Genomic DNA, 13662 nt, shown 5'->3' with positions numbered 1-13662 from the left:
GCGACAACGACCACCTGGCGACGCCGGCGAACGGACGATGCTGTCCGGCTGGCTGGACTGGCAACGCGCGACGGTCCCGCGAGATCACCGCCACCCACGACCTCGACCAACTCGAAGCCTCTGCCCCACCCGGCCTCGAACTGGTCTCCCTCCGCTGGATCGTCTCCCACCTACTCGAGGAAACTGCCCGTCACCTGGGCCACCTGGACGCCCTCCGAGAACTAGCAGACGGCACCACCGGCTCCTGATGCCTGACGACATCTTCCTCGGTGGTTACGTGCTCACCGCGCCGACGAAACGGGACACCTGGCAGAGCGGCTCCTTGCCAGATCCGTTCCTGACCATCAGCAGCTGCATGCAGGATCGCGTCCCAGAGCCTGAATTCAGCGACTGGTACACAGACAGGCAGCAAGCCGAAGATGCCCGCGCGAGCTGGTCCGGCAACCTGGACCTGGTTGCGGTCGGCCTCCGCGAACAGGATGCTGCACAGCTGACAGAGGACCAAAACCTCAGCGTGGACGCGGTCGAGCTCGCCTACTCGCTGCTCAACCAACGGTCGCCAATGCCACCGGCGGCAAACCGCGCTCGGGTACGAGGTCGTCGGAGTCGAAGAACTACTGCAGTTCCACTCCTGGCACTGCCACGACTACCTCGGCACAGCTCAACGCGAACTCGGTGCCAGGATCAACCAGCTCGGCCTGTTCGACCAGCACCACGATGCTGAGCGGATGCGGAACTGGATGCTCTCGCTGCCTCCGGAGGAGTCACCCAAGCCAGTCCCTTGGGTCGTCGTCGCCCTCCACCGCTGCGAGTAGCAATCACCAGGGGCGCCGCAGCGACCGCGCGACTCTGACATCCACGTCATCGTGCGGCTCGTCCTCCACAACCTCATCCTCCCTCGGCGAAGGACCACGCACACTAGTGCCATGAAGGGCTGGGTGGACTGGGTGCTGGTGCGGCGTTGGGCGTTCGGGTGCCTGCTGTTCGCAGTACTGGCTCTCGGGATCGCCTACGTCGACTACGACGACAATCGCCGGCTGGAGGGTGCGCCGGGCGCGCCGGCGGTGATCACCGACGTCGTGCGCTTCGCCAAGGGCGGTCCGTACCTCGAAGTCGACGTCTCACTGCCGGACGGGCGAGTCGCCCGAACCACGATCACGGACTTCTTCGACTACCCGAAGCCGGAGAAGGGTGGGCGGATCCGGGTTCAGTACCGGGTGGACGGAAGGGATCTGCTCGCTCGCGAAAACGGCGTACCGCCGGATCGGAGCGAGCAGATCGGGTGGGGTGCGGCCGGGCTCGTCACTCTCCTGGTGGGCGTCGGGATCCTGGTCCGGCATACCCGGCGCTGGCGGAAGCGGACCTGGGGACAGTTCTGGTTCTACGGCAACTGCCCCGACTGCGCCCATGACTGGCGACAACATCCAGGCGGCGTGTACGGCGTACCGCCAGGCGATCCCTGCGCCGACTGCCACCACAAGTCGCCGGACGCCCTGGACACCGCCTGCCGAACCCCAGCCGCATCACCCTGACCAAGCCCGGCCGAGGGCCTACGGCATTAGTTGGCCGCCGTTTACTTCGACTATCTGGCCGGTGACGTAGCTGCTCATGCGGTCGGAGGCTAGATAGAGGATGGTGCCAACGCATTCGTGGGGGGTGCCGGCGCGGCCCATCGGGATGGTGGTGAGCATGCCGGTCATTTGCTGCTCGCCCGTGTGGCGGTCGTGGAACGGGGTGCTGATGACGCCTGGCGAGATCGCGTTCACCCGGATGCCGTCCGGGGCGAGTTCCTTCGCGAGGCCGCGCGTGAAGGTGCTGACGGCACCCTTGCTGGTCGCGTAGACGACCGATCCGCCGCCGCCGCCGTGCCTGCCCGCGATCGAGGTGACGTTGACGATCACGCCGCCGCCCTGGCCGCGGAACACCGGCACGATCCGCCGCGACATCGCGAACACCGAGGTCAGGTTGACGTCCATGATCCGGTGGAACTCTTCATCCGGTACGTCGACGACGGGCGACCGCTTGACCAGATCGCCGGCGTTGTTCACCAGTACGTCGATCCGCCCGTACTTCGCCAGCACCTCGTCGACCAGCGCTGCCGCGGATTCCGGCGCTGCGAGGTCAGCCTGGTGAACGGAGGCACGGCCCCCCGCAGTACCGACTGCGTTGAGTGTGTGCTGAGCGCCATCGGAGTTGTGGTGGTAATGCAAGGCGACAACCGCGCCCGCCTCGGCGAACCCGACCGCGGCCGCCGCACCGATCCCACTACTCGCCCCAGTGACGAGAACAACCTGATCCGTGAAGTCGAGAAAACCCATGCCCTCATCCTGCCGCAGCCGTCGCGGGCAGGCCCGGAGAAGCACGCCGTACGCCGTACGCGGGGCCTCGGTTCGGCGGTGGAGCCGCGCCGGAGGCGGGTTTTCGGCACGGGATGCGGCGGTAGATTCGGTGAATGGGGTATGACGTGTCGACGCTGGAACTCCGCCGGTGGCGAGTGGCTGACGCCTTGCGGTTGACGACGGCGCACCAGGATCCGGAGATGGCGACCCAGGGCGGGATCCGGGACCGGGCGACCGCGGTCGACTGGATCGGCCGGGTCGCCGACCTCGACAACGGGCACGTGTACGCCGTCGCGGATGCCGACGATCACCCGGTCGGGTGTGTGGCGGTGACGAACATCGACCGGCACCAGGTCGGCTGGACCTGGTACTGGACCATCGCCGACGTCCGCAGCCAGGGCGTCGCGCGGGACGCGTTGAGAGCCCTCGTCGACTGGGCCCACCACGACGCCGGTCTCTACCGCCTCGAACTGGGTCACCGGCTGAACAACCCGGCCTCCTGCGGCCTTCTCGTTCGCCGACTCCAGTGCGAACAACGCTTCGGCGTACGACGGATCGAGCTCGCGCACGACCAGGCCGGCGGTCGAGGCACGCAGTACTGCGGAAGCAAGCAGCTCGCGATCCGGGTTCCGCAATCGCGCGGCCCAGGATTCGCCCACTACCCGATATCCGGCCGCCTCCAGCGAAGCGATCCGCGGGTCGTCGTCCCGCACGATTTCGATATCCATCCCGGCGATCCTCCCGCATCAGGCCGCGACGGGAAACTGCATTCCACCGAGAGGCCAGCGGCTGAGCCAACTCCTAGCGGCTCCTAGCCGCTGAGCACCGTGAGCACAGCCGGACCAAGCCGGAGTTCACCGTCGTCGAGCGGTTCGCAGCGGACCCCGCCTCGTCCCCGCAGCCCCTTGAAGGCTCCCGGCGCCAGCGCGACGTCCATCCACGCACACGGATTGGCCGGCCGATGCGCCTGGAATCGGATCGCGCCGGAGCCGCTGTCCAAACTGAAGATCGCACCGACAGTCCGGCTACCATCCGGCCTCCGCCGCGATGCCAGCTCATCGATCGGGAACCCACGCAGCGAGATGTTGCGCCGGGTCAGCAGCGGATCGGGCACCTCCAGCAACCCGACCTCAGCGGCCAGGTCATCCAGCGCCTCCGCGTCGAACACAGTGACGGCAGCGCGGCGGTGGGCCCGCTGGTTGTAGTACCGATCGCCGACCAGCCCAAGTCCCGCGCGGACAGTCACCAGCTCGCGCGCGACCGGCTCCGGATCCGGGCTCGGCCCATCCTTCGGCCGCCCCTCGTACGCGTGCACCGACGAGACGACCAACGCCACGATCTCGACCGGTACTTCCTGGACGCCCACCGTTCGAGCCTACTCACACAACCCGCCTCCGCCGCGTTCTATCCGGGAGAGCACAGTTCTGATGAAGGAGTTCGAGATGTACAACCGGCACGCGATCGCGGCCACGCAACTGGGTGACCTCACGTTGGTGGCGTCGGACGGCACACTGACCGGGATCTACTTCCCGCATCACTGGGTGAAGCCGGCACAGGCTGCCCTCGGCGCGGAGGTCGAGCTGTCCGACGACCTGCTGCTCGCCGAGGCCGCTCGCCAGCTGGTGCAATACCTGGCCGGCGAGCGCGACGGATTCGACCTGCCGCTGGCGCTGCACGGGGACGATTTCCAGCAGCGGGTGTGGGCGATGCTCGACGAGATCCCGTTCGGCGAGACCACGACGTACGGCGAACTCGCGGAGCGGCTAGGTGACAAGGCACTCGCCCAGCGCGTCGGCCAGGCAGTCGGCCACAACCCGCTGTCGATCGTCGTGCCGTGTCACCGCGTCGTCGGGAAGGACGGCAAGCTCACCGGGTACGCCGGTGGTCTCAAGCGCAAGCAGTTCCTCCTCGACCTCGAGGAGCCGGCAGTGCTCAAGGCCGAGCGTCTGTTCTGACATCCCGTACTGCGGGCCGCCCGCCACAGTGGCGGGCCACCCAGCCGTCGAAGTCCACCACATCCGCGACCGGCCGGGCGCGGTACATCAGAGCGGCAGTCGTCACTCTCAGACCTTAGGAACGCCTCTGCATTTATTGCAATACATTACATATTTATTCAGGAAACTATCCAAGCTTACGGAGCAGCGGTACGACGTCCGAGGTGAACTGGGTGAGGAACCGCTCCTGGTCGTGACCGGGGCCGTGGACGACCAAGTGGTTGAAGCCGGCATCGAGGTACGGCTGGAGCTGTGCCAGCACCTCCTCGGGATCCGAGGCGACGATCCAGCGCTTGGCGACCTGCTCGATCGGGAGCTCGTCGGCGAGGCGTTCCATCTCGGTCGCGCTGTCGACGCTGTGCTTCTGCTCGGGCGTGAGCGACAACGGCGCCCAGAACCGGGTGTTCTCCAGCGCGAGCGCCGGATCCCGGTCGTACGAGAGCTTCACCTCGAGCATCCTGTCCACGTCCTCGAACGCGCGGCCGGCCTTCTCCGCGCCCTCCTTCACGGCAGGGATCAGCTTCTCGGTGTAGAGGTCCATGCCCTTGCCCGACGTCGCGATGAACCCGTCGCCGACGCGTCCGGCGTACTTCGCGACCAGCGGACCGCCTGCGGCGACATACACCTGGACAGGGGTTTCGGGGCGGTCGTAGATCGAGGCGTCGACGGTCTTGTAGTACGGGCCGTCGGAGCTGACGCCCTCCTTGGTCCACAGGTCGCGGATCAGGTCGACAGCTTCACGGAGCCGGGCGAACCGCTCCTTGAACTCGGGCCACTCGCGGCCGGAGACCGCGATCTCGTTCAGCGCCTCGCCGCTGCCGACTCCGAGCATCACCCGGCCCGGGTACAGCACGCCCATCGTGGCGAACGCCTGCGCGATCACGGCGGGGTTGTAGCGGAACGTGGGCGTCAGCACCGAAGTACCGATCAGCACCCGCTCGGTGCGCTCGCCGACCGCCGCCATCCACGCCAGCGCGAACGGCGCGTGCCCGCCGTTGTGCCGCCAGGGCAGGAAGTGGTCCGACACCGTCACGCTGTCGAGTCCGAGCTCCTCGGCCCGGACCGCGTACTCGACGAGATCCCGCGGCCCGAACTGCTCCGCCGACGCCTTGTACCCGATGCGAATGCTCACCTGTGCTCCCAACTAGTCGTTCTTCGGACCAACCCGGCCGGACCCGTCGATGTTCCTTGCGCTCTCCTCGAACACTACGACGGTGTCCGGAAGACCTGTTCCTGCCTACCCTTGGCTCCATGAGCTGCGGGCCTCCGACGCCGACCACGAGCGGGTGTCCGACGTACTGCGGGCCGAACGCAAGGAACGCAGGCAACTCGACGAGGACTCGTAGTTGTCGCTCGACCGCTCAGTTGGTCTGGCGCCAGATGTCGTTGAAGACCCCCTGCGCCGACGGCACCTCTTCCGGAACTGCGCTGACTGCCACGCCGACCAGCCACCAACGGCCGGCGTCGCTGTACGCCCGCGTCATCACCAGCGTGTACGGGTCGGTGTTCGACACCGAGTACCAGGTGCGCGCGTCCTTGGCGGTTCGCGGCGCCGGCGCCCTGAACGCCTTCGTCCAGTCCTCGTCGAACGCGGTCCGGACCCCCAGACAACCGGCCAGATCCCGGCACTGCCGGACCGCGATCTTCGCGATCAGGGCGGAAGAAGACTTGGTGGGATTGACGACCGATCCAACGGTCTGCACCTGCCGGTAGAGTGTCGTACTCGACTCGCCCAACTCCCGTACCGACGGCGGCCGAGGCCAGCCGAACGCGAAGGGTAGGTCGAGGTTCTTGATCACCTGGACGTCAGTGCCGCTTGGGTAGGTCTGGCCGACCAAACCAGGGCCGCCTGTGCGTATGTAGGCGGCTGTGGTGACCTTGCTGACCCCTGGGAGCAGCACCGAAGTGGGAAGTGCCGCGGGCTTCACCGGATCGGAGATCGGCGCGGCCGCCTCTTTCTTGACCGCGCTGCCGACGGCGGCACCGACGGAGTACGTGATGGTGAACGCGATCAGCACAATTAGCACGACGACCACATAGACCCAGGAACCGAGCTTGCGGCTGTACTCCCGAGCCAGCTCGACCTTGCCGACCGGCTGCACCGCTGCCGCAGTGTCCTGTACTACGGAGCGCTCGGCCGCGGGTTGTTCCGCATCTTGTGCTCCGTACGACGGGAGCTCTGGAGCCGTGTGGGTCTGCTCGGGTGGTGTGCCGCCGTACTGGGAGAGCTGGCTGCGGACCGCGTCCAGCGACTGCTCGTCGTTGCCGAGCAGGCCGTCCAGCGGGTCGAGCAGGCGTTCCGCGCCGGACTGTCCCGGGATCAGCTGAGTGATCGCGTACGGATGGTCGCTGTTGAGGTTCGCCGCCCACAGCGGGGTCTCCTGCCGCCCTGGCGACAGTGCTGCGCTACGGCTGGAGTTCCCGAGCCGCTCGCGGACCTGCGGGTCGGCCGCGCCCGCAGTACTGAGGACCAGCGCGACGACCTCCATCCCGGTGAAGGAACGGCCGCGCCAGATCTCCGCGAGTGGATGCACCAGCAACCGCTGGTCGAACTGGTACCCCTGGATCTGCGGCGGGTTGTTCACTGCGACTCCCAGATCGCCCGGTCCGCGATCACCAGGGCAGCGGACTTGGCGGCGGCTTGCGCGATCGGCTGGGCGGTGTAGTCGACCTGGACGATCACGTCGGCATGCACCTCCACCACTGTTGCGGTCCAACTCTCACCGCCGGCGCCGCTGCGCGTCTCCAGCTTCGCCGTACTCCGGTCCGGGTCGGGCTTCATCGCGCGCCGGTCGAACGTCTGGCGGGCGACCTGGTCGGGCTTCAGCGGCGGATTCCCGGCACCCGCGTCCTTCCCGCCGTACGGCGTGATGAGGACCTCGAGCGTCGCCGAACTGTAGGTCGTCTGCGCCGCCTCGTCCGCCTTGACCGAGCAGCGGATCGCCGTACTGCCGGTCTTCACCAGCTTGGGCGCGGCGCCATTGGATGCCTTGGGCAACAGACTCGAGACGTCGCCGAGGCGGGCGCACAGATCCGCGGGCAACTGTCGCGCCGGGAGGATGTCCGTCGGGTCGACCGGCTTCCCCGCCGCGAACCCGAGGCCGAGCCCGGCGACCAACGCGATCCCGGCGGCGATCGCAGTTCTCCGCACCAGTCGACTAGCCACGGTCGGAACCTTAGCCATCCGAAGGTCCTACCTGCCCACTCGGCATCCCCAGCACGCGGGCTTGGACGAGAACAACCAGGATCCGGTTCCGGCGACTTGCCCTTCGAGATCCGGCGCGCCTGTTTATGCTGCCCGGGTGACCGCCTTCCCCGATATCGTCCCCGGCGCGCCCGGCGACGGCGAAGTACTGGACCTGCCGTTCGGCGTCTTCACCGTCCGCATCTCCGGCGACCAGACCGGCGGCGCGCTCTCGGTCGTGGAGTCGATCCTCGCCCCCGGAGCCCTCGGCGCCGCGCCGCACATCCACCACGCCCACGAGGAGTACTTCCTCGTCACCTCCGGCGAAGTCACCTTCGACACCGCCGACGGCGTACTCACCATGTCCGCCGGCGGCTCAGTCTCAGTCCCCCGAGGCCGCCCCCACGGCTACCGCAACGCCACCACAGCCCCAGCGACCCTCACCACGATCTTCACCCCCGCCGGCTACGAAAACTACTTCCGAGAAATAGCCACCGAAGCAGCCGCCGGCACCCCCATCACCCCAGCCCTACTGAACGAACTCCGCGCCAAACAACAAACCACCCCCTGGCCGTAGCCCACCCGCAGTGCGGGGCGCCCTGAACCACGAGACCCCTGTACTACGGAAGTGCAGACTCCGGAGAGCCCAAGCCTGCTCGGCGCACCCGAGCCCAGCCCGCTCGGCGGCCCCGGGTCGACCCACTTCGGCGAGCTACTGCGGACGGGGCCGCCGGGCTCACCGCAGCCGCCTTCAGCAGGCCAGGCGATTGGTTCCACCTTGCGCAGCCGGTACTCCGGTATGCACCCACTGCGGGCTGTGCGGTCGTGATGAGCTGGTGGCCGGCACCCGGCGTACGGTCCGCTGGCGAGCCGTCCGCCTGCGCGGACTCAGCCCTTCGAGGTGCTCTGGAAGGCCACCCGCCTGGCGTACCCGAGCTCACCCGCTCGGCGAGCTGACGAGGTCAGCTCATCAGGGTTTTGACCGAGCCGCCGGATTCGGTGAGCTTCTCACCGAGGCCGGAGAGGGCTTCGCCGACGCTCGAGAGAATCCCGGACAGGTCACTCAGATTGCTCGCCAGGCTCTCGATCTCGGTCGCGACGCCGCCGATCTGCCCGCTCCCGTCGTTCAGCCGCTTGGCCGCCGCGTTCCCGATCCCCGGGATCTTGTCCAGATCACCCGCGAGCCCCGCCAGCATCCCCGCGGCATCCTTCAGCTTGTCCTTGGCCGCGTTCATGGTGTCGGCGCTCCCGCTCAATGCCCGCCGCGCACCACCCTCGCCGTCATCCCCGACCAGCGCGTTAGCCGCCTTAGCCGCCTGCTCACCCGCCTCCGCCAGCCCCGACCCGAGCGCCTTCATCAGATCCGGCAACCGCCCGATGAACCCCAGCGCATCGTCCGGCAACCCCCGAACCAGCTTCAGCACCTTCTCGAAGTCGTCCGAGTTCTCCATCACGAACCCGACCGCCTTCTTCACATCCCCCAGATCCCGCCCACCCAGCAAATCCTCAAGTCCCATCCCCGGATGCTATTGCCCCCTCACCCGCCCCCACCCCCAACTCCCCCAAGACGCGCCGCACGCCACCCCGCCCCTAGCCGCCACCCGCCACCCGCGGCCCCTCACCACGCAGCCCCCCACCCACCCAGGCGCCTCACCTACCCCTCCAGCCCCCGATTACCACCAACTCCGTCCAGCCGTGTATCGTTTTCGACGTTGTCCGGCGCTCGTAGCTCAACGGATAGAGCATCTGACTACGGATCAGAAGGTTGGGGGTTCGAATCCCTCCGAGCGCGCCGCACTTAGCCCAAGTCATTCAGGTGGATGACCTGGGCTTTTGTGTTTCCCGGGACATGGCAGAAGGGCGGCCCGACTGCTCGGCCACCCTTCCGTACCCCCACGCGTACCCCAACGTCACTCTTCCTTCTGCTCCCCGAACAGGAAGTCGAGCTTGTCGACGGCGTCCCGCGTGACGTCCTCGGCCACGTCGACATAGATGACCTTGGTGACGGTCGGGGAGCTGTGCCCGAGCACGTCTTGGATGTTCTCCAGCGGCACGCCCTGGCTGTAGAGCAGCGAGGCGCACGAGTGGCGGAGATCGTGGAACCGGATACGCCGTACGCCGGACTTCTCGCAGAGCCGGTCAAAGTGGCGGTTCATGTTCCGCGGCTCGATCGGGGTTCCGATCATGGTCGAGAACACAAAGCCGCCGTCCTGCCATGACTTGCCCGCGTTCGTCCGCTCTTGAGCCTGAGTGGCCCGGTGAACCCGCAGCGCGGATACGAGCGGTTTCGGTACGGCGATCAGGCGGGTACTCCCGTCCGTCTTGACGTCCCCGAGCTTGAGCGCGCCGTCGACCCGGTGGAGAGCCTGGTTGACCCGGATCAGTCCGTTGTCCAGGTCGACGTCCGACCAGCGCAGGCCGAGGGCTTCACCGCGACGGAGGCCGAGCGACAGCGCCACGGCGTACAGGGCGTAGAGCCGGTCTTCACGGATGGCCTCCAGGAACTTGGTTGCCTCGGCGCGGCTCCACGCTTTGAACTTCGGCCGGTACTTGTGGTTGAGCCGGAGCTTCTTGGCGATGTTCTCCGTCCGGATCTCGTCTTCGGATACGGCGTCTTGGAGAGCCGCCCTGAGCAGACGGTGCAGATATCTGACAGTTCCGTCCGAGACCGTCGACCGACAGCAGACCTGCGGGACCAGAGCGCAGCACTTTGCGCCGTTGATGACCTTGGCGTTCTTCCGGGGTGGCCGGCCCTGCCCGCTTCTCCCGCTCGACCTCGGCGCGCTCCTCCCGAGCCTTGTCCTTGCCCTGGGCACAGCACTGGCAGACCTGTTGAAGCTGGAACAGGCCGCGTCGTACGTCGTTCGGCCGAAGGGTGGTGAGCTTCTTCTTGCCGAACAGCGGTACGAGGTACTTCGTAATGAGCCACTTGTAGCTAACGAACGTCGTATCGCGGACCCGATGCCGTGCGTGCTCCTCCAGCCAGTAATCCAGGTACTCGGCCACGGTCTGCGAGCTGGACGCCACGCGCTTGCCCGACATGGTGTCAGCCTGCATTTTGGTCAGCTTCTGATGGACCTCATCCCACGACTTGCCGTAGACGCTCTTACGCACCTCGCGGCCATCCGTGGTGATGACGTAGGCCCGACCCTCATACAGACCGTTTGAGCGCTCGCGAATGTTGCCCTCGCCGTTGACGTTGCGCTTACCCTTCTGGGTCTTGGGCGTCGCGGCCTTCGTGGCCTTGGGCTTCGTCTTGGGCTTGCGAGGTTCTTCGGGCTCGTCCGGGGCGAGGAATGCAACCGTGGTCATCAGGCGGCGTCCTCAATGAGACCGGCGATATACGCGCGGATGGATTCGACCGGCACCCGCCGGCCGTTGCGGACCTTCACACTGGTCAAGTCCTTCTCTTTGATCAATCGGTAGACGGTCCAGCGGGACACGTTCAGGACTTCCGCCGCTTCTTCGACCTTCAGCAAACGCGAATCGTCTTGCATGGTTGGCTCCTCGCCAGCTAGGCCGCTGTTGCGGCGGATCTGTCGTCATCAGTTGCCGAACGGGTTTCATTCGGTGGTCTGGCTCGTTGTTTGGCGTCCTCGTACTGCGTGCGCCAGCGGATGCGCCTCGTGATGGCGTGCGCCATGACTTCTTTGTGCGTGGGTACGTCTTCGTCGCCGGGTCGGATCGGTTGCCAGATGAACCGCGGACTTTCGGCGTCGTCGTTGTGGGTGGAGAGTTCGTTTTGGTCATCCATCTCGACCCCGGCAGCGGCGAGGGTCTGGCGGACCACCTCGGCCCGGTCGGCGCGATGCTCGGTCAGGGTCTTGCCGGTCCACTGCCGAGAGACCAGGACACGACGACCGCCAAGGCCGAGGTGTGCCCGGTCGTGCGCCTTGGACTGGCACCGGCCGGGAGTCGTGCTCGCCGAGGCGTCCTTCGGCGAGATCCCGTAAAGGACCCAGTTGGCGCAGGCCGGCGAGCAGGGCAAGACCTGTACGTGAGCGTGAAGTCTGTTGAGGTGCGCGAGCTGGGCCGGGTGAATGTCGGCTGAGTCGGCGCCGTAGGTCTCTCCGATGGACTTGCCGAGGTACTTGGTCAGGTAGCCGATGGCCTTGCCTACCTTGGCCTCTGAGTCCGCGACGATCCCTTGGTAGTCGACCTGCGAGCCAAAGCGGACGACGTGCGCGGGCTTGACGGCGGGATCGGCACCGAGGTCATCGAGTGCGGCGTCCCAGCTCGGAAGTACGGCGCCCGTCGTGGCGTCTACGAAGGCTTCGGACAGTTCGTCCCAGATTGGGAGGCCCGCGTCCAGGTTGGAGCCGTAGACGGGTCTTCTGTGGCTCGGCCACCAGACCTGGTGATAGGTGGCTTTGGCGACCTGGCGGACAACATCGCGGGCGACGGTGCCACGTACTGCGGCGTGCAGGTGCGGCGCGAGTCGCTTCTGTGGCTCGACCACTGCGAAGTACTGGGCCTTGTAGCCGGCGCATCGCCGTAGGTTCTGCATGAACCGGTCGACCAGCTTCGGGAAGTGCAGCGCGTCGAGCGCAGCTCGGCGGTAGTCGTATGTCTGAGGGTCGACCGGAGTGGAGAGGAACGGGGAGCTTGGCCGTGAAAGACCCCGCAGTCGCACGGGGCCAGGCCCTTTCCCGGTACGCGGTGCGGGAGGCGGTGGGTTGCGCCATACGAGCCGAGAGTCAGGGTGATGACCATCGACGGCCGGTAGGTCTTGCCGTTGGGAGCGGTGAACGCTGATCCGATGGTGCGGTTGTCCATCGTGACCTTGGGCAGGTCGGCCGCGTCTTGCCTGCGCCGGGTGGAGCGGGTACGCCGGGTCTGGTCTTCGCCGTCCTCGTCGTCTTCGGTGGGCCCGTCTTCGGCCTGGTCGTCGTTGAGGTTTTCGCGTTCGGCGTCGCGGTGCCAGCCGTCGCGGCATTGCTGCATGCGGAGGCGCCGGTTCGCGTCGGCGCAGGGAGGGCACTTGCTGACCAGCGTGGAACCACACGACACCCCGACTACTCGGTCGGTGCCGGTCTCGGTGTCGAACACCCTGTTGAGGATCGGGCGCACGCACACGCCGTTACTCACGGCCAGGTCCCGGACGACGTCCAACGGGAACCGGTCAAGGCTGCTCTTCGGTGTGGTGAGGCTCATGCCGCTAGCCCCCAGGTGGCTGAGGGCCCGTCGAGAACCCCGCTCATGGCTTGATCCACGTCGGTGCTAACAAGATCATCCCAAACTTATTGAACCGAACGACAGATAGCCAGTTGACCAACGCTCAGCGCGACCGCGCCACATATCAATGTCGGAAATGGATTAAGCCAATTCCTTCTGACGAGTCATGCGACGAGTATCCTTTCGCATCAACGTACCAGGGAAGCTTCAATGAACCCGAGAACGACTACTCGGTCGAGGCAGTTGACGCGAGCCAGAACTCGTCCGAAGGTGCCCAACGAGGCAATTGGTATGTGGACGATCGGATTCTCGAAGATGACCCCTTCTATGTGGTCGCCTACGGCGAATAGGATCAGGCCATGAGAGCTGATATCTTCTGGAGCCAAGCCGAGGCTGAGTTGGCGACGAGGCCAGACGTACTATCGAGCCTGCGGCACGGTGCGTCACTCAACGACCTCGACCGCTGGAGCAGAAGCGTCGATGCGCCACTTCCGGCGAACTTGCGGGAGATGTACGCCATTCATGACGGGACTGAAGTTCGAGGTCTTCACCGCTTCTCCTTCATCGCCGAGTGGTATCCGCTCCCGGTCGAAATTGCGATCGAACGCTACGAGCAATGGCGAGAAATGTCGAATCTGTTGGGGCCTCTCCCACTCATACCGTTTGCGGTTGATCCAGGCGGCTGTTACCTAGCTGCGCCCGGTGATGGCACCAATGAACTCTACAAGATCTTCTTTGATGCGCCACCTGCTCTCTACGATTTCTATACTTTTCCGCCTTCGCTTGAAGGACTGCTGCAAGCGACGATTGATGGACTACGCGGCAACAGTCCAGATTATCGTATCCAACTCAACGAGCAATCAATGTCATGGATCAATCTCGAAGAAGAGGCAGACGACCTTGGTAACTAAGATCCTGAGACTGCGGCCCAAGCTACTCATACCACTTCTTTCACTAGCGATCGGAAGTG

General features: G+C 66.1%; 17 protein-coding genes, 1 tRNA gene and 1 pseudogene. 9 read left to right on the top strand and 10 right to left on the bottom strand.

What is annotated here, in order from left to right; genetic code table 11:
- Positions 1-14: 14 nt before the first annotated feature.
- Positions 15-248: a DUF664 domain-containing protein gene (locus F1D05_RS22210; protein ID WP_281388987.1), complete on the top strand. Its 234-nt coding sequence runs from the start codon at positions 15-17 to the stop codon at positions 246-248.
- 678 nt (positions 249-926) lie between these two features.
- A complete protein-coding gene (locus F1D05_RS22205; RefSeq protein ID WP_185442095.1) occupies positions 927-1532 on the top strand; it encodes a hypothetical protein in 606 nt (201 codons plus the stop codon).
- Between the two features lie 18 nt (positions 1533-1550).
- Here the strand turns inward: F1D05_RS22205 and F1D05_RS22200 are convergent, their stop codons facing one another.
- Positions 1551-2318 carry an SDR family NAD(P)-dependent oxidoreductase gene (locus tag F1D05_RS22200; RefSeq protein ID WP_185442093.1) on the bottom strand — a complete coding sequence of 256 codons (768 nt, stop codon included), beginning with the start codon at positions 2316-2318 and terminating at the stop codon, positions 1551-1553.
- Positions 2319-2452: 134 nt separating this feature from the next.
- Between F1D05_RS22200 and F1D05_RS40640 the strand changes: the two genes are divergently transcribed.
- Positions 2453-3154 carry a GNAT family N-acetyltransferase gene (locus tag F1D05_RS40640; RefSeq protein WP_246485860.1) on the top strand — a complete coding sequence of 234 codons (702 nt, stop codon included), beginning with the start codon at positions 2453-2455 and terminating at the stop codon, positions 3152-3154.
- On the opposite strand, the gene F1D05_RS22190 is transcribed toward F1D05_RS40640, so the two are convergent.
- Entirely contained in the window at positions 3151-3705 is a 555-nt protein-coding gene (locus F1D05_RS22190) for an MOSC domain-containing protein (RefSeq protein WP_185442092.1), read from the bottom strand. The two genes, F1D05_RS40640 and F1D05_RS22190, sit on opposite strands and share 4 nt — an antisense overlap.
- 61 nt (positions 3706-3766) lie before the next feature.
- Here F1D05_RS22190 and F1D05_RS22185 point away from each other — a divergent pair, with 61 nt between their 5' ends.
- Entirely contained in the window at positions 3767-4294 is a 528-nt protein-coding gene (locus F1D05_RS22185) for a methylated-DNA--[protein]-cysteine S-methyltransferase (RefSeq protein WP_246485859.1), read from the top strand.
- Positions 4295-4460: 166 nt separating this feature from the next.
- Here the strand turns inward: F1D05_RS22185 and fgd are convergent, their stop codons facing one another.
- On the bottom strand, positions 4461-5465 hold the full coding sequence (gene fgd / locus F1D05_RS22180) for a glucose-6-phosphate dehydrogenase (coenzyme-F420) (RefSeq protein WP_185442090.1): 1005 nt from the start codon (positions 5463-5465) through the stop codon (positions 4461-4463).
- A gap of 82 nt (positions 5466-5547) precedes the next feature.
- Between fgd and F1D05_RS42080 the strand changes: the two genes are divergently transcribed.
- Entirely contained in the window at positions 5548-5679 is a 132-nt protein-coding gene (locus F1D05_RS42080; protein WP_281388712.1) for a hypothetical protein, read from the top strand.
- 15 nt (positions 5680-5694) lie between these two features.
- Here F1D05_RS42080 and F1D05_RS22175 read toward each other — a convergent pair whose 3' ends face one another.
- Positions 5695-6918: a hypothetical protein gene (locus F1D05_RS22175; RefSeq protein ID WP_185442088.1), complete on the bottom strand. Its 1224-nt coding sequence runs from the start codon at positions 6916-6918 to the stop codon at positions 5695-5697.
- Entirely contained in the window at positions 6915-7499 is a 585-nt protein-coding gene (locus F1D05_RS22170; RefSeq protein WP_246485858.1) for a hypothetical protein, read from the bottom strand. Before F1D05_RS22170 ends, F1D05_RS22175 begins: the two co-directional genes overlap by 4 nt.
- Before the next feature lie 136 nt (positions 7500-7635).
- Here F1D05_RS22170 and F1D05_RS22165 point away from each other — a divergent pair, with 136 nt between their 5' ends.
- Positions 7636-8094 (top strand): cupin domain-containing protein, encoded by a 459-nt coding sequence (locus F1D05_RS22165; protein WP_185442085.1) that lies wholly within the window; start codon positions 7636-7638, stop codon positions 8092-8094.
- Between the two features lie 385 nt (positions 8095-8479).
- On the opposite strand, the gene F1D05_RS22160 is transcribed toward F1D05_RS22165, so the two are convergent.
- Positions 8480-9034 carry a hypothetical protein gene (locus F1D05_RS22160; protein ID WP_185442083.1) on the bottom strand — a complete coding sequence of 185 codons (555 nt, stop codon included), beginning with the start codon at positions 9032-9034 and terminating at the stop codon, positions 8480-8482.
- A gap of 202 nt (positions 9035-9236) precedes the next feature.
- Here F1D05_RS22160 and F1D05_RS22155 point away from each other — a divergent pair.
- A tRNA-Arg gene (locus F1D05_RS22155) sits at positions 9237-9309 on the top strand.
- Between the two features lie 118 nt (positions 9310-9427).
- On the opposite strand, the gene F1D05_RS22150 is transcribed toward F1D05_RS22155, so the two are convergent.
- From F1D05_RS22150 to F1D05_RS22135, 4 genes and pseudogenes are all read right to left on the bottom strand, one after another.
- Positions 9428-9976 carry a site-specific integrase gene (locus F1D05_RS22150; RefSeq protein ID WP_185449859.1) on the bottom strand — a complete coding sequence of 183 codons (549 nt, stop codon included), beginning with the start codon at positions 9974-9976 and terminating at the stop codon, positions 9428-9430.
- Positions 9977-10001: 25 nt separating this feature from the next.
- Positions 10002-10829: an N-terminal phage integrase SAM-like domain-containing protein gene (locus F1D05_RS22145; RefSeq protein ID WP_185442081.1), complete on the bottom strand. Its 828-nt coding sequence runs from the start codon at positions 10827-10829 to the stop codon at positions 10002-10004.
- Entirely contained in the window at positions 10829-11014 is a 186-nt protein-coding gene (locus F1D05_RS22140; protein WP_185442080.1) for a helix-turn-helix domain-containing protein, read from the bottom strand. The genes F1D05_RS22145 and F1D05_RS22140 overlap by 1 nt, the downstream gene beginning before the upstream one ends.
- Positions 11015-11031: 17 nt before the next feature.
- A pseudogene (locus F1D05_RS22135) lies at positions 11032-12671 on the bottom strand (replication initiator).
- 50 nt (positions 12672-12721) lie between these two features.
- Between F1D05_RS22135 and F1D05_RS43085 the strand changes: the two are divergent.
- Both F1D05_RS43085 and F1D05_RS22125 read left to right on the top strand, forming a co-directional pair.
- Positions 12722-13042, top strand: coding sequence for a NucA/NucB deoxyribonuclease domain-containing protein (locus tag F1D05_RS43085; RefSeq protein ID WP_185442078.1), 321 nt, complete (start codon positions 12722-12724; stop codon positions 13040-13042).
- A 9-nt stretch (positions 13043-13051) separates the two neighbouring features.
- A complete protein-coding gene (locus F1D05_RS22125; protein ID WP_185442076.1) occupies positions 13052-13603 on the top strand; it encodes a hypothetical protein in 552 nt (183 codons plus the stop codon).
- Positions 13604-13662: the final 59 nt, after the last annotated feature.

The organism is Kribbella qitaiheensis, from assembly GCF_014217565.1.
Lineage (GTDB): Bacteria > Actinomycetota > Actinomycetes > Propionibacteriales > Kribbellaceae > Kribbella > Kribbella qitaiheensis_A.
Note: the sequence above shows the minus strand (reverse complement) of the source record. Positions and strands in the feature narration are given on the sequence as shown.

Bases quoted from the DNA above. Each gene is read 5' to 3' on its own strand.
- F1D05_RS22145 (WP_185442081.1), bottom strand. From the start codon at position 10,829: ATGACCACGGTTGCATTCCTCGCCCCGGACGAGCCCGAAGAACCTCGC.
- F1D05_RS22205 (WP_185442095.1), top strand. From the start codon at position 927: ATGAAGGGCTGGGTGGACTGGGTGCTGGTGCGGCGTTGGGCGTTCGGG.
- F1D05_RS40640 (WP_246485860.1), top strand. From the start codon at position 2,453: ATGGGGTATGACGTGTCGACGCTGGAACTCCGCCGGTGGCGAGTGGCT.
- F1D05_RS22185 (WP_246485859.1), top strand. From the start codon at position 3,767: ATGAAGGAGTTCGAGATGTACAACCGGCACGCGATCGCGGCCACGCAA.
- F1D05_RS22125 (WP_185442076.1), top strand. From the start codon at position 13,052: ATGAGAGCTGATATCTTCTGGAGCCAAGCCGAGGCTGAGTTGGCGACG.
- F1D05_RS22200 (WP_185442093.1), bottom strand. From the start codon at position 2,318: ATGGGTTTTCTCGACTTCACGGATCAGGTTGTTCTCGTCACTGGGGCG.
- F1D05_RS22140 (WP_185442080.1), bottom strand. From the start codon at position 11,014: ATGCAAGACGATTCGCGTTTGCTGAAGGTCGAAGAAGCGGCGGAAGTC.
- F1D05_RS22160 (WP_185442083.1), bottom strand. From the start codon at position 9,034: ATGGGACTTGAGGATTTGCTGGGTGGGCGGGATCTGGGGGATGTGAAG.